The organism is Enterococcus sp. DIV1206 (genome assembly GCF_051712485.1).
Classification (GTDB): Bacteria; Bacillota; Bacilli; order Lactobacillales; family Enterococcaceae; genus Enterococcus; species Enterococcus faecalis.
Genome location: NZ_JBIOOZ010000001.1, coordinates 753722 through 768773, shown reverse-complemented (window position 1 = coordinate 768773; position 15052 = coordinate 753722). Strand labels below are relative to the sequence as shown.

Sequence of the window (15052 nt, the reverse complement as noted above, 5' to 3'; positions counted from 1 at the left end):
TCCGAGTTTTTTTACAAGGGATGGTTGATGAACCTTGAACTCCATTATAGCATGTATTTCATGATATAAAAACATTGATTTATCAAGGTTTCCGAGATTCCCAAAGTTTTTCATTTAGCATATTTTTTCATATTTTCACTATTTTTTGTGGCAAGTTTGTGGCAAATAAACAAAAAAATCCCTACCTCTCACAATGAGGAGTAGGGATTTGCTTATTTCTTAATATCCTGTACCCCATGTATTATTTGGATCACCATCATTTGGACCAACAGGAATGTAAATTCTTGTTCCGTTTGAATCTGTTCCCCCTAACCAAACATAGCCGTCGGCCACGTGAACAGAATCATATCGGAATTGTGCGCCTTTTGGCCAAATACCATATACTGGCGCATACACACTAGGTGAGCCAGTACGTAACACAATCCCTTCATTTACACCGATAGTAAAAACTTTAGCTGGTTTCGGTTTGCTATTTTCCCACAATTCCGCAATATCGCCATCGTTCGCATAACCTAATAATTTACCGCTATTTTCAATCCGATATAAGTTTTTACGACCATCTAATTTCTGCGTGATTGTACCAACTTGTGTCCATAAAGTATCTGCATTGATATGTTGCTCGATTGGCGCATCTGGAGTTTTGTAGATTGTTGTAAAACGAACATTCTGCCCTACTTTATATTTAGGCTTGTTTGGTTTGCCAGGGTTTACAATAACATCGTGACCATCTTCTGGAAGTCCAGTTTGTAAATCTTGTGCTAATTGTGCTTTGCTAATTCCCCAACTTGCTAAATATCCATATGGGTCAGTGTGATCACCCCACCAAGTTTTGGTAACCCAATCGTGCGTTACGATTCCGTATCCTGTACCATCGTCTAAATCAAATGTTGCACCGATTTGAGTTGCTAAATCACGAATCAAATTAACATAGGCTGCATAGTCTTTCTTGAACGTTTCTTTGTTATTCGTTCGTGCTAATTCGATTTGAGCATAGGCTTTTGCATTCGCTGTTGGTCCTGCGCCCCATTGAATTTGTCCTGCTGGTGCTAATTGTTTCACTCGACCGCCAGAACCAACAAAATATGAAACATACGCATTTTGCCAATTCCGTTTCATATAAGCTGTTTCATTGTCTAAACTATTTGGACCGACATTGTTTCCATTTCCTGACTCATGCAATACAATCAATTCGTTAGTTGCATAACCGGGAAAATAGCCGCCAAAATTGATTGGGTCTTGTTCAATTTGGTAAGCATTTGCGCCAACTGGTAACATCAAACTTAATCCCATTCCGACAGCTACTAATAATTTAACAGTTTTCTTCATAAAGACACCTTCCTATTTTTTATTTTTTAAATTTTTTATGAAATCTTCAAATAGTTCCGTAACTACTCCCATCTTCTGATAGTTCTCAAATATCGATTTAATTTCCATCATCAGATAGCCCACATACAGAACATATAACAGCCCCACACCAGCGCCACCAGGTACTAACGGTGCTAAGGGAATGAAAAAAAGTAGCAAGACAATACTTGCTACTTTCCTTAATATTCCGTTGATTCCTATTTTACTTTTAAACTCAATTTCTGGATTTATCTTGGCTGCGATAGTGCCGCTAATAAAGTCGATAGTCATTGCAATACAAATCAACATTAAAACATATACTGCTTTATGCTCTGGATCTGCTACAAAACGCTCCAAAAAATCAAATAACGCCAAAACTACTTACCTACTTTCCGACAATTTCTTTCGCTTCTTTTTCTGTAATGCAAAGTGGGACAAACTCCATTACTTGTTCATCTGTAAAACAGCCCCAGTCATACATCATTTTAATGTCATCAAATGTAAACATTTTATTCCACTCCTTCTGCTAATTTTTCGTTAATTTCTTTTACCTGATTGGTTAATTGATTAATCGCAAGCATTGATTTTGCACTAATTTGCGCAAAATTATCTGCTTTCTTCGTTAATTTCTCATTTGCTTGTTCCAGTTCACTATTTGATGCCTGCAACCCCAAAGAAAGATTTTCTAATAAAGCTAATTTTTTAGAATAATCTTGTGTTACCGCTTCTTCCCATTTATTTTCTTCAAAGTTAAAGAACTGAGATTGAGGATTTTTTAATCCTTGCAATGGTTTAATTTCCACAAAAGGCAAAACGGTTGGGAAATCATCTTCTACTTGATGCTCTTCATATCCTAGCGGATACAATACTTTAAAAATAGTTTTCATTTCAATTCCTCCTAATTATTATACTGGCCACGCATCTGGTGTTATCCACATTCCTGAAACATAAGAACTTCCATTACCAGATTTCACTTGTATTACACTATTTTGATCAATAAATGCACGGGCATCCGCTGGTTGATTCGCATTCCGAACTAAAGACAAAGCGGTTTGCGCTGGATAGCCTTGATCACGTTTATATCCTTTTGGAATATTAATGATCCAACGTGTCTCTGTTCCACTAGGCCAAGTGTCACATTTAAAGTTAAAAGTTAGAAAAACTATATTTCCAATCCGAATTAATTTTCCGTTTACATCTGTAACATTTGTTGTATCACTTCTATCAGCTAATGTAATCGCTCGTTCAATCATACCTGCTTGTACCGTTAATCCTTTGTACAATAATCCTTCTTGAAAATTTTTTGTTCCTAATATGGTTTGATTACCTGTGCTATCAATCGCTTTTTTGAAATTTTGATTAATAGCTTCAGCGCCATTTTCCATACCGCGATAAATTTCTTGAAATGACATAAAAAATCTCCTCCTATATCGATAAATCAAAAACGATTGACCGGTTATTTTCTTCATCAATAATAAGATACTTATTATCGTTAATTTTATTTGGGGTGTACGAAGTTTTATAATCCTTAGGTATCGTAACTACACACTTATTTGAATTAATATGTGTTACGCTACAAGGAACGGATGTAGAGGCAGTACCACCAAAAAGACCTTCTGGTTCAGTTCCTAATGGAGCTACGCCTATCCCATATATCCATGATCTAACCACAATTAGCGGGTTTGTTCCCAATCCGTGTTCAATAGTTATATCAAATCCTTCAGGAATAGAGGAAGATAAAATTTTTTCTATATACTCTAACCTCTCGTCTAACGTTTTAAAATCCCCGTAGTTTTCACTACTTCGAGCATCGATAACTTCGCTATCTGTTGTAGCATTTGCGATGACATCTTTAAAGCGTTCCTCTAAATTGGTTTGACGTTGTTCCACTTTAGATTGACGTTTTTCTGTATTTTCAGAAATAGCCTTTATTTTATTAAATAAAACACTGGTATACTCCATCATACGAGCTAAAGATTCTCGAACATGTCGTCGATACATCTTTGTTCGAATCCACAAAGCGAATGTTCGAGAAATAGGATCAATCACACCGTTTTTTATTTCATCTTGCACCTCATCGACATCGGTCGGGTCTTGATAATCAACTGTTGTATTTGGTTCATTTGTTGGTCGAGTATCCTTAAATTCTTGCGCCAATTTTACCACCTCACTTATTTTCTAGTTTCTCTACGCGCTTGATTAAATCATCCAATACTTTTTTCATATCAGTTTGAACAGTGCCTACGGATTCAACTGTATTTGTTAAATCACTTGCTAATTGTTTAAAGGCTTCCGTCGATTCTGTCACGGTTGTTGATAATTCACTGGTTAAGTCTTCCAAAGAACTAACTTTACTACTTTGAACAGATAAATCATTGTCAAATTCTTCTTGTTTTTTTATTAGATCTGATATGTTCTGAACACCTGCTGCAGCAAATTTTTTTACGTTTACTAAATTGGATTGAATAGCTTTTATTTCGTTTTGATAATCGGTCAGTTTTTTCTTTTTCGAACCAATAGTCAAAGTAACCTTTTGCGGTTCTAAAATACTAAATTTTTTCTCAATCACTTGTAATCGTTCTACAGCATAAATAAATTGATTATCTACTTTATAACTGTTTCCTAAAGTGATTAATTCATACCGTTTATCCAATAGCCCTAACTCAATGGCTTCAACTGTCCAAGTTACCAACATCAAGCTTTGGTCTTTTAGCCATTGCAACCCTCGACGTTTTAAAATTGATGGGTCTTTGACATTTGAAAATTCTACAATGCCCGTGTTTAATCCAAATTTTTTGATTAACGCTTCATCATCAAGGTAATTCTTACCGCCATTTACTTTTTCGATGGTGTATTTAGGTCGTGAAAAATCTGTTCCCACTTCAATATCAGTATTTGACGTATCTTCAATATCTTGACCGACGGGCACAATCCTTGTAAACAATTCAGAAATATCAATATCTCGAGTAGCACTTTTTAGATTTTTGGTTAACTGTAAAGGAGTTTCACTGTTCACACCATAATTAGATAGATAATCTAAATAATTTATATTCCCAACGCGTCGAAGTGTTAACGTACCGCCCAGCCTATCCAACAATTTTTCTTTAATGGTATCCGCTGTACTTTGATAGCCTAATCCTCTTAGCAAGTCCCCATTATCTACAACATTCACTCTACCAAGCCGAAACTGCTTATGCGCTTCAACCTGTTTATTGTGTGCATCGAGTATTTTTTGTAAATAAGCAGATACAGTCATCCGTGTTGGTTTCATATAGGTTTGAACAGAATCATATAAAAAAGCTTTCTCATCCTCCGCTAAGAGAGTTTGAGAAAAGCTTCCTGATGCTTCCATTTTATTCGTGATTTTAGCAACTCTACCATAAAAAATTTCTTTATTTCTTGTAACATCCACAATCTGGATAAAGTGAATAATCGGCTCAATCTTTTGATAGTATTTATTGTTAATATTAAAGGTAAATTCAAAAGTAGAAATTCCTAATCCGTTAAGCGATAAATATACTTCACTATCTTTGATTTTCTCACCATAGCTATATGGCTCATGAACAATCTTTGGATTCTTTCTGTTCGGATTATCAAACAATAATACTCGATACATTAGACCATCACCTCACTAGACATAAAGAAAGAGATATGACCTTCGCCATAAATAGTTAAGTGGTTGGTCCCTCTTTTTAATTTAAAGAAATAATCTTGCGATTCGCCTTTCGGAACTTTTATTGTTGTTCCGTCATCAGTAGTTAATCGCATAGCAGATGTTGCCTTTACTGTTGGGCTAGAGGCATTCGCTCCCATATTAATAAGGAAAATTTCCCTTTGCCCATGGATATAGTAGCCTGTCCAATTATCGGCGCTATCATCTGTGAAAAAGTCCTCGTCAAAGACATCGGAATAAGAAATATTTTCCCTTAAAGCAAAAGGATACACGTCAAATTCTACTGTTAACGTTAATGAATTACTTGACGCGTCATCTTCTGCTTTCACACTTTTGCATTTTCCATACCAGCGAAGCCCTGAACGTAACCAAGAATCATCAATGTAATCAATTCCATCCATCATCAATTCTTCTTTTACTTTCGCCTCTAATGCCTTTCGTTCTTCGTATGGCGTATTAGGTCGCCAAAAGGTAACTGTAACAGTCCGATTACTAAAAATTCGTTCTCCTGTAAGCATGGAAAAATCGTACTGCCCTTGCATGAAAGGAATTTGTTCAATAATTTCCACTTCTTCTGCGGAAGGAGCATCGTGTTCAATAATGTAGAAACCGTGTTCTTTGCTATTAAAACGACCTTTGGCCATATATTCTACAATTTCAATCAACTACGATACCTCCCATCTTGCTTTTGTTGTTCTGCTAAATTAAGATTCATTGGGCTACCTAGCGCTCCTACTACTTGACCAGTATCCATAACAACAGTTAAATGTCGTATTTCTTCTAAGATTTCTACCATTTTTCCCATTGGTGTATTATCTATAGAATGTTTTACCTCAATTGCATTTGAACGTTTCATCAAACGGCTACCCGTAATGGATTGATGGATACTTGAAATCATATCTTTTGCACTTTGTACGGCAACTGACGTATCTTCTCGAATACCTGCAGCTACACCTTGTGCAAGGAAAACACCAACATCATATTTCAATAGGCGTGATGGTGATTTAATTTTTGCTTTTTTCTGTGCTTCTGCATTAACTGCGGCTACTAAATTTTGCATAGCAGCCACTGCTTCGCCTTGGCTTGCCCGAATACCAGAAGCAACACCACTAGCTAGATTCGAACCGACTGATACCATACTTACCGAGCTAGCACCACTTTTAACAGCATTTCCTAAATCTCTACCTGCATTATTAGCCGAACCAACCTGAGAAGATAATCCTTGAACAAAACTACGTCCAAGCTGTTCTCCTGCGCTTTGCATAGCAGAAGCTTTTGTTTTTATTCCTTCAACTGGCGCTGAACCTAATTCGGTACCTTTTTGTTTTGCGTTGCTTTTCTGTTTCGCTAGCCCTGTGTTATACTCTCCAGCATTAGAATTACCGCCGCTATTGTATTCTTTACCTTTACTTTTTGCGCCCTTTGCACCAGATGAAGCTACATCACCAGAAGTTTTTTCCGCTTCTGCTTTCTTATTTTTTACGCCTGAGTTCATCTGATTCATTAACTCTTGACCGACATTATTGATTTCAACTTTTCCTGAGTTCAACCCGTCGATTAATTTGTTTTTACCATCTTGACCGTTTTTAAACAAATCAGGCGGTAATGATTGCAAGGTATTCACAATGTCAGCTTTTGACATATTCGCCCATAATTTAGGGTCGTTGCTTTGTAACCCTTGAACCAAACCGTTAGAGCCTTCAATCCCCCGTTGGCGTAATATGCCAGCTAATAAAGCCATCTGTTGATCAATGCTAGCACCGTTATTTACATAAGATTGATAAATGCCTAAAAGCTGTTGGTCTGTCACACCTTTAAGCTGTGCTAAATTATCAGCCGTCACCGCAATTTTATTTGCACCGTTTTGTGAAATAATCGCTAGAAGTTGCGCTCCTTGCTCTAATTCACTTTGGCGTATCTGGCTGTTTTGTGTTTGTAATTGGGTGATTTGATTTTGGAAAGCGGCTTTTTCAGATTCTGTTTTTGCTTGGTTCTTTTGTGTTTCTAATTGCTGAATTTGGGCGTTATTTTCTTGCACTTGTTGCGCTTGAAGTTCCCCAAGTGTTCGTAAGCTTGTTAAGGTTTGCTCTTTTTCTTGCTCGCTTAACATTTGATTGTTATTTAGCTTATTTACACCTGCTTCAACAAATTGTTTCTGTTGCTCTACTAAATTATCGCGAATAATATTTGTTTGATTCTGTAAAGTCGCTCGTTGCTGTTCAGTTAACTCTTGCCCCTCTATCGTTTTGTTATTTTTCAACTGATTAGAATAATCCGTATAAACTTTTAACAAATCATTATTGGACGATTGAACAGCCTTCATATACTCGGTTGAGGCATTAGCGAAAATCTTTTGCTTTTCAGCTTCGGATTTTCCTTCTGCTGCTTCAATTTGCTTGTTATAGGTTTCAACAGCCTTTTTCTGCTGTTCCTTTAAATTCGTAACTAAATCAAGTGTATTCTTGAAATATGTTTCTACGCCAGCCGTACTACCATTTTGCTGTGAGAAAAGTTCAGTCATTGCCTGTTTAGCTTCATCAAGTTTTGAGGAGTAATCTTCAACACTATTTGATACCTCTTCCATATTCATGGACATGGCTTTCGTAGTGTCTTTCGATTTTTTCCCTAACTCTTCTGTGCTCTTAATAGCGTTTTTAATAGCAGAATCAGAAAACATTGTGTCCCAATCCTTGCCTATATCAGACATGCTTTTTTTCACATCTTTAAAAGCTTTGTCTGCGCCTTTAGAATCACCTTTTAGCCGTTTCCAAAGTCCTTTTACGCCGTTTGCAATTGCCATTATAGCGTTTACCGCTGTTTTTCCTACAGTAACGATAGCGCGTAAGCCATCTACAAAACCTGCTATTGCAAAAGTGACACCGACAATCGTACCAGTACCTAACCACTTAAATATATTTCCTAATCCTTTTATTGTTTTAGTAACACTCGCGGAGCTAGGAAGTACACTTTTAAACGATTTTACTATTCCGCTAAAAGCAGTTTTCACGTAACCTTGAATGTTCATAAAATTGGATTTCCAAGCTTGCACTACACCAACTATCGTAGCGGTTATTGCTACTAAAATTGCCGTTATGGGATTACTCAACATAGCTCCTGTTAAGCTAGCTATAGATCGTATCCCTGTTGCTGCAAATGTTCTAAAACCCCCACCTGCTTTTGAGGCGGCTACGCCAAGTCCTGATAAAACCGTTCCCGATTTGCCAGCTGCAGAAGATAAATTCCTTAGCGACCCTACAGGATTAATAACAACAGAGGCAAATTTCGCTAACTTACTGTTAGATAATTGTAAAGAAGCAGAAAAAGAACGAAAAAAGTTAGTAACTTTATTCCCTTCCCCTAGCATATTCAGCTGTCTTTGACTTGCTCGTAGATTTGCTCTAAATGTATCTAGCGTAGGAAAAAGGCCTGAAATAGTCTCTCCTAACGTGGTAAATCTTGTTAATACATTTACATTAACTCCTGCGCTTTCAAGCCCTGCTAGATTTGATTTATATTTAGAAACAAACCCTTTTACAGCTTGTAATGCACTGCTAGAACCATTAACGATGGGCTTAGTAATAAATTGCTGCCACTTGCTATCGATATTTCCTGCGGTTTCAAACATTGTTGAAATTGTTTTGCCAAAAACACTTGTCATTTTCCCAAAAACTTTTAACACGGGACCAGCAGAAGCAGCTAACGCAACCATTTTCAAAATGAACTCTTGCGTTTTTGGATCAGCTGATGCAAAAGCTTCAGCCATATTTGCTAAAGCTTCAATCATAGGCTTAGCAGCACTTATCGCGCTATTTAATGCGGCTACTAATGGACCGCCAAACGTAATTGCTACATCGTTTAATTGACCACGTAAAATATTTAACTGTGATTCTGTAGTCCCGTAACGTTTACCTGCTTCTTCTGCTAGAGCTGTATTTTCGTTAAACGCTTCGTTACCTCGTTTTACAGCACCTTCAAAGACATCACTTGCATTAGCTGCACGTAATAAACTATCACGTAATCGAACTTCTGTAATTCCCATATCATCTAACACTTTAATAGCTGATATTCCGTGTTTTTCTGAGTCTTTTAAGCCCTGAATAAATTCAATTAATGCTTGAGATGGATTGCTTTTGAATAGTTGTGCAAATTCTTCACTAGTTCGACCTGTTACGTTCGCGAAATCTTCTAAACTGCCCGAAGCTTTGCTGGCTTCTTTATACATTTTCTTTAATTCTGAGGTAGGTATTCCCATTTGCTTAGAAACTGCCGTCAGTTCTTTTCCACCCCAGTTTACAGCATGCACAAAAGATTCCCAAGACACGCCTTGCTCCGCTACTGCTTGTTTCAGCGGTGCAAAAGCTTCAACGCCTGTTTCAGTTGCTAATTGCATTTGTACCATTAATCTAGAGAATGCCGATCCGCCCGCTTCGGCTTCTATACCAACAGATGATAACGCCGCCGCAAAACCTACAATGTCTCCTTCGGTCATGCCAATTTGTTTTCCTGCACCTGCTAAACGTAAGCCCATCTCTGTAATCTCTGATTCGGTAGTCGCTAAATTATTACCTAAGTCAACTATCGCTGAACCAAGATTGCTAAATTTATCTTGTGACATTTGCGTAATGTTAGCAAAACGAGCTAGGGATGTAGCCGCTGTATCTGCAGACATATTTGTTGATTCGCCCATATCGATCATTGTTTTAGTAAATCCGACAACTTTATCAGTTTTTATTCCTAACTGTCCAGCTGCTTCTGCTACTTTTGCAATTTCTTCATGACTAGTGGGTAATTCTTTTGCTAAATCTCTAAGGCCTTTTTCTAAATCATCATAAGAATAAATGACTTTACCGTTAGAATCGACCATCTCATCGTTGGTCTTTTTAACTCCAGTAAAAGCACTTTCCCATTTTACCGCTGCGGTTGTTACTGCGCCAACGGCACCCGCAATTGGGAGTGTGATACCTTTAGTCATCGAACCGCCGACTTTTTCAATGCTTTGGCCGATACTTGCAGTTTTATCTCCGAAACTTTTCATCGCGCCACTAACTGTATTCAAATTACTGGGAATATCAGAAGCATTTGAGCTAAGTTTTTTTAGCGAAGAGGTAGCACTGCCCATTGTCTGAGTAAAGCCTTTATCTATTGCTGTAAGTACCGCCTTAACCGTTTTACTTTGTGCCACGTTGTTTCCTCCTTTCCTCAACAATTTTTCTTGCTTGTTCTAATCGACGAGCGTTTTCTTCTAGCTCGCTTAGCTTTTCCGCTTCTCGTTGCGAGATTTCCCCTCGCACATCGCGTTCAAGCTTTTCAAAGTCGTAGACATCTTTCACTTCGTTAAAAATATAGCGTTGCCCCTTTTCATCTGGTGTTGTAAAAATACGTGTAGCTAACGCGTTAACGTATAGTTTCCTTTCTTCGTTAATTGCACGTAAATTTACAGCTTTTATCCGTAAATTAAATTCATAAGGAGTCATACGCTCAATTTCTTTTAAAGTGATATTGGGGAAATGTTGAAAACAAGTGACAACTATTTCGTCATAATCTAGGCTGTCGTTTCTTGTTGATTGGCTTGTATCTGTTCCATGTAAGCCATGATTTTTTTGATTGCTTCTAGCGCTTTTTTCGTCCGAAGAGCCGTTAACGGTGCTTGCTCCAAGAAAGAGATAAAATTTTCAAACAACGTTAAAGCCTCATCTGACGTTTCTAAGTAGTCGTCAATTTCTTTCGTTGTTAAGTCATCATAAGTAATTAATGCTGCGTGTATTAATTTTTGAAAGGCAAAAGCGTCGCCATCTTGTAATCCGCCAACCAATTGAACGAAGCCGTCCACTTCTTCAACGTCAGGTTTTAATGCGTTAATTTCGTTTAAAAATTTAAAACCGAAAACCAAAGGATATTTTTTTCCGTTAATTGTTGCGACAGGTTTTACGTTTGTTGACATGTAAAATTCCTCCTAAAAAAGCGACAATGCCTTCACATTGCCGCCTACTTCCTGATTTTTAATTATGGTACTAATGCTAATAAATCTGTTTTCGTTGTTTTTCCTGTAAAATCAATACTGTGAGCAGTTAACCATTCTTTGATTTCAGGAATCGTATTTGCTTCTGTTGGTTTATTTTCCAAAGAGCGCCCCGCCAATACAGTAAAAGCTGGAATAGCTACTTTTTCAGATTCTTTTTCATCTTGCACACGTACAATATGGTACGTTCCTGCTGCTACTTTTGCTCCTGCATCAAGTCCTGTAATAGTTAATGGACTTGCTCCTTCAACCACTTTTTCACTACCTTTATAAATACGATAAGTAATTGCCATGATTATTCTTCCTCCTTCACTTTTACAACGGCGCCATCTGCTGTTGGCGTTACACTTTCAACTTTAGGCACTTCAATTGTTTTTGGTGTGTATTTTTCTACAGGTTCTTCTGGTTCCGCACCAGCCACTGTGTCGTAGAAGAAAGCACGTGCAAGTTCTTCGTTTTCGGTGTCAACCGTTGCCCATCCTTCCACTAGGTCACCATTTAAAACTAGGGTTGGTTTAATGCTTGAATTAGAGTCAGATTCAGCAGAATCTCCGAATGAATCCAATAAACCTGTGCCAAATTCTGCTTCGTATTTTCCTGTTTTTGGGTCTTTTTTATCAAAATTAATGCGCCATACATCAATTTCTAGCCCGTTACGGTACGCATATTTCAACATGTTGTAAGTTTCTGTGCCTGTCCGTAAAAATTCCATTTCGATGGAAGCTGACGGCATTCCAGAAGTTGGGACATTCCCATCTTTTGTTGATTGCGTATCTGTTTTTGTTTCTGACTTATATTCGTGTGAAATTTCTAAAGCTAATAACTTCGCTGCTGTTGTCGCACGTTCACGTGTTAATCGAAACATTAACTTGATTTTTTTACCTTGGATTGCTTTCTCCATTTCTAGTTTCCTTCTCGTAATATATATTTTGAAACGACTTCCATCGTTTCAGTCACCCCTTAGGGCTATTCCTTATTAAATAACTTTTAAACCTTGGCTATTGAATTTTGTTCCTGGATAATAGACTTATGGAAACGGTCTATCGGAACACTGCTAATTTCCTTTGTAGCTATGACTACAGCAGAAAGCCTGCATCCCGACTTATTGATTATCATGCCTCAAACCCATTAGCTGTACCGTTCACTTCTTAAACTATTTCTAGTAGGAAATAGGGTGGCTTTTAAGAGGTAAACAATTGAGTACTATTAAGCGAGATTGCGGTTATTCAATAAGATTCAGGGATAAACTTCAATAGCTAAGTATTCCAAAAAATTTATGAAAGGAGGACCTTCCATGAAATTATTTATTGGTTTAGACGTTAGTTCTCAAAAATTAGATACTTGCTTTTTAACAGACTCCAAAGAGATCTTGTTTGAAGGTTCACTTAGCAACGATTTAATCGGAGCTAGCGAAATCAAACAAAGAATTCTCGACTACCAAGAAACCTTTGGTTTCTGCCGAATTGTCATAGGTATGGAATCGACTTCTGTTTATAGTTTTCACCCAGCAATGTTTTTCTACTTAGATGAAGATTTAAAGCTGTTACCTGTCGAAGTTACTGTAGAAAATCCTTATAGAATCAAACAGTATTCAAGAATGTTCGATCAGGATAAAACAGATAAAATTGATGCACAGATCATAGCTGATTATCTACGAGTAGATCTCCATACATTGTCTCCTATTAAAGAAGAAGTTTATGTTGGACTTCAACGACTAACAAGATCTCGTTATCAATTAGTGACACAAATGGTAGAAGCAAAACAACATTTTTTAGAAAATTTGACGTATAAATGTAATACTTTATCAAAAGAACTTGCGAATGAAGACAATAAAACTTCCATATTCGGAGCTTCAATTATGAATCTACTTACAGAAGGTATTACCTTAGATGAATTTTCGGAAATGCCTCTTGAATCAGCCGCTGAATTACTTCAAAAGCTAGGAAAAGGTCGATTCAAAAATCCAGAGCAACTTGTCAAAAGTATTCAAAAAGCTGTACGTAGTTCTTATCGTTTAGGTAAAGTAACCAAGAATTCCATTGACCTTGTATTAGGTATAATCGCCAACGAAATCAAATTTCTAAAAAAACAGATTAAAGAAATTGAAAAAAACATTACTGCTTTACTTGAAACAATTCCAGAAGCCCAATGCTTATTAAGTGTCCCAGGATTAGGAGCTGTTTATACTGCAGGCTTAATCGCTGAAATTGGTCAAATCGAGCGATTTGATGATCAATCCAAGTTAGCAAAGTATGCCGGGTTAACTTGGTCTAAAAATCAATCAGGAAACTCTCAATCTGAAAACACGCCACTAAATCGTTCTGGAAATCGCTATTTTCGTTACTACTTAATTGAAGCCACCAATCGAGTAAGAAGTACACTTCCAGAATTTAAAGAGTACTACCAAAAAAAGAAAAATGAAGTACCTAAACACAAACATAAACGAGCGCTCGTCTTAACCGGAAGAAAATTTGTGCGCTTGATCGATGCGCTACTACGCAACGGTCAATTCTATCAGCCGGCGAAGGTGGTGATAGAAAAATAACATAAAGTTATTTGCGAAAATCTTCGTGATTACCCCGAAAAAAATTTGATTTTAGTCGGGTCTAGTTCAGTGCGGTCTAATTTTTCAAAATCTAACTCATATTTTAAAATTTATATCTTGACTTATTACCATTAGGCTTTCTTTATTCAAATTCTAACGTGATGTCAAGTACACCGTGTGCAAGGCTCGTACCAAAATTAGTTGTATTTTCGTAAATCACTTCTGTACTACTTTCCGTTACTAACCAATTAAAGTTCTCAGTTTGATGCAATTCATGAACGATTTTTCGTACATCGGCTAATACTTGATTTAATTCTCGACGTTTGTCGTCATGATCATAAACATGAATCATAATATTGGTTGAACCTAACGTTCTTGTTTTTGTTTGTCTATCCTTAGACCATTGTTCACCTAAGAAAACAAACGGATAAGAAGCCTCATCATCTGGCAAATGCGCATAGATTTCATAGCCTGCTTGTTCCAAAGTGCCAAATAAGGCTTCGTAAAGCTCTGAATACGGGTCTTTAAAGGTCATTTTACTAACGCCTCCATATTATCAAGAAATCTTTTAGCTGCTGCTGTATGCCCTTTTTTCATATAGAAACGTCCGTACATATAACGCGTTCCATATTCTACATATGCTGAATAGTCAGCCATCGCTTCGACTTCACCAGTCATTCCATCATCTTTAATAGAAGGTGTCTCACTTCGTTTTAAGTATCCACTTCTGACTGGTGTTTCTTCTGCAATTTGATTTGCCATATAAGCAGTATCATTTTTGACGACCTCTTTTACATCGTCTAGCTTTTTCGCTTCTTCAATCGCTTCGATTAAATCATCCAATCCTGAAATATCTACTCGGTAAGTCATCGATATTCACTTCCATAAACCGAAGTTCCTTTACTAACACGCAAATTTTTAACAACGGTAAATTTTCGATTTTTTTGTTCTTCTTCGTCGTAGTATTCAAGAAAACCTGAACGAATGGATAAGCGGTCTCTAAAACGAAAAATGACCATCTGCTCCTTTATGTTAGGGAAAATGGTCATTTGTTTTTCCGTTCCGACTTCGGTTACACTGCCTATCAGTTTTTCCGAAATCAGCTCGTGCTTTTTGTTGTAGTAATTAATGCAGATTCTCATAAAAAGGACACCTTCCTTTTACGAATCAAGCCTTGTTCTTCAAGATAATCGTTAATCTCATCTTGAAATTCCCCGAAGTCGTCCAAATTATAAGAAATTGTTTCTTCTGATTGAGAATGCTGTTCCATGCCTTCAAAACCTAAACGGTTGTAACGTTTCACTACAATTGATGGAACAATATAGTCCAATTTTTCTGGTATCTCATCTGTTTTTAGCTTTACTAGCAGTTGCTTTTCAGTAATGTCCCAGATTTTGATAATTTTTTCCTCATCTTTTTTGTAGGTATCATCTGAAATATCCAGCAATACACGATATTCTGAACGAAACAT

Annotated in this window: 18 protein-coding genes; 1 reads left to right on the top strand and 17 read right to left on the bottom strand. The window is 37.0% G+C overall.

Annotation, left to right across the window (positions count from 1 at the left end):
* Nucleotides 1-219: 219 nt before the first annotated feature.
* From IGK86_RS03865 to IGK86_RS03805, 13 genes are all read right to left on the bottom strand, one after another.
* Nucleotides 220-1326, bottom strand: a complete 1107-nt coding sequence (locus IGK86_RS03865) for an SH3 domain-containing protein (RefSeq protein ID WP_438742061.1) — start codon at nucleotides 1324-1326, stop codon at nucleotides 220-222.
* Nucleotides 1327-1338: 12 nt separating this feature from the next.
* Nucleotides 1339-1719 carry a phage holin family protein gene (locus IGK86_RS03860; RefSeq protein ID WP_438742059.1) on the bottom strand — a complete coding sequence of 127 codons (381 nt, stop codon included), beginning with the start codon at nucleotides 1717-1719 and terminating at the stop codon, nucleotides 1339-1341.
* A 10-nt stretch (nucleotides 1720-1729) separates the two neighbouring features.
* Nucleotides 1730-1852 carry an XkdX family protein gene (locus tag IGK86_RS03855; protein WP_002368228.1) on the bottom strand — a complete coding sequence of 41 codons (123 nt, stop codon included), beginning with the start codon at nucleotides 1850-1852 and terminating at the stop codon, nucleotides 1730-1732.
* Nucleotide 1853: 1 nt separating this feature from the next.
* A complete protein-coding gene (locus tag IGK86_RS03850) occupies nucleotides 1854-2231 on the bottom strand; it encodes a hypothetical protein (protein WP_033624715.1) in 378 nt (125 codons plus the stop codon).
* Nucleotides 2232-2249: 18 nt separating this feature from the next.
* The gene (locus IGK86_RS03845) at nucleotides 2250-2729 is read right to left on the bottom strand and encodes a hypothetical protein (RefSeq protein WP_438742608.1); all 480 of its coding nucleotides are present in this window, start codon (nucleotides 2727-2729) and stop codon (nucleotides 2250-2252) included.
* A gap of 40 nt (nucleotides 2730-2769) precedes the next feature.
* Nucleotides 2770-3510, bottom strand: a complete 741-nt coding sequence (locus tag IGK86_RS03840; protein ID WP_438742057.1) for a hypothetical protein — start codon at nucleotides 3508-3510, stop codon at nucleotides 2770-2772.
* 1 nt (nucleotide 3511) lies between these two features.
* A complete protein-coding gene (locus tag IGK86_RS03835; RefSeq protein WP_438742055.1) occupies nucleotides 3512-4960 on the bottom strand; it encodes a phage tail spike protein in 1449 nt (482 codons plus the stop codon).
* Entirely contained in the window at nucleotides 4960-5682 is a 723-nt protein-coding gene (locus IGK86_RS03830) for a hypothetical protein (protein WP_438742052.1), read from the bottom strand. The genes IGK86_RS03835 and IGK86_RS03830 overlap by 1 nt, the downstream gene beginning before the upstream one ends.
* A complete protein-coding gene (locus IGK86_RS03825; RefSeq protein ID WP_438742049.1) occupies nucleotides 5679-10199 on the bottom strand; it encodes a phage tail tape measure protein in 4521 nt (1506 codons plus the stop codon). Before IGK86_RS03825 ends, IGK86_RS03830 begins: the two co-directional genes overlap by 4 nt.
* Nucleotides 10186-10491, bottom strand: coding sequence for a hypothetical protein (locus tag IGK86_RS03820; RefSeq protein ID WP_023042474.1), 306 nt, complete (start codon nucleotides 10489-10491; stop codon nucleotides 10186-10188). The genes IGK86_RS03825 and IGK86_RS03820 overlap by 14 nt, the downstream gene beginning before the upstream one ends.
* A 68-nt stretch (nucleotides 10492-10559) precedes the next feature.
* Complete coding sequence (locus IGK86_RS03815) at nucleotides 10560-10958, bottom strand: tail assembly chaperone (protein WP_438742047.1); 399 nt, start codon at nucleotides 10956-10958, stop codon at nucleotides 10560-10562.
* Nucleotides 10959-11020: 62 nt separating this feature from the next.
* On the bottom strand, nucleotides 11021-11329 hold the full coding sequence (locus IGK86_RS03810) for a hypothetical protein (RefSeq protein WP_002381737.1): 309 nt from the start codon (nucleotides 11327-11329) through the stop codon (nucleotides 11021-11023).
* Nucleotides 11330-11331: 2 nt separating this feature from the next.
* Complete coding sequence (locus tag IGK86_RS03805) at nucleotides 11332-11937, bottom strand: phage major tail protein, TP901-1 family (protein WP_010706883.1); 606 nt, start codon at nucleotides 11935-11937, stop codon at nucleotides 11332-11334.
* 393 nt (nucleotides 11938-12330) lie between these two features.
* On the opposite strand from IGK86_RS03805, the gene IGK86_RS03800 reads away from it, so the two are divergent.
* A complete protein-coding gene (locus IGK86_RS03800; RefSeq protein ID WP_438741968.1) occupies nucleotides 12331-13581 on the top strand; it encodes an IS110 family transposase in 1251 nt (416 codons plus the stop codon).
* A 142-nt stretch (nucleotides 13582-13723) separates the two neighbouring features.
* On the opposite strand, the gene gp17 is transcribed toward IGK86_RS03800, so the two are convergent.
* The 4 genes from gp17 to IGK86_RS03780 are packed head-to-tail and all read right to left on the bottom strand — an operon-like array spanning nucleotide 13724 to nucleotide 15052.
* Nucleotides 13724-14116 carry a tail completion protein gp17 gene (gp17, locus tag IGK86_RS03795; RefSeq protein WP_048943430.1) on the bottom strand — a complete coding sequence of 131 codons (393 nt, stop codon included), beginning with the start codon at nucleotides 14114-14116 and terminating at the stop codon, nucleotides 13724-13726.
* Nucleotides 14113-14451: an HK97-gp10 family putative phage morphogenesis protein gene (locus tag IGK86_RS03790; protein ID WP_002363372.1), complete on the bottom strand. Its 339-nt coding sequence runs from the start codon at nucleotides 14449-14451 to the stop codon at nucleotides 14113-14115. The genes gp17 and IGK86_RS03790 overlap by 4 nt, the downstream gene beginning before the upstream one ends.
* Nucleotides 14448-14723 (bottom strand): hypothetical protein, encoded by a 276-nt coding sequence (locus IGK86_RS03785; RefSeq protein WP_010706885.1) that lies wholly within the window; start codon nucleotides 14721-14723, stop codon nucleotides 14448-14450. The genes IGK86_RS03790 and IGK86_RS03785 overlap by 4 nt, the downstream gene beginning before the upstream one ends.
* A complete protein-coding gene (locus tag IGK86_RS03780) occupies nucleotides 14720-15052 on the bottom strand; it encodes a phage head-tail connector protein (RefSeq protein ID WP_016619125.1) in 333 nt (110 codons plus the stop codon). The genes IGK86_RS03785 and IGK86_RS03780 overlap by 4 nt, the downstream gene beginning before the upstream one ends.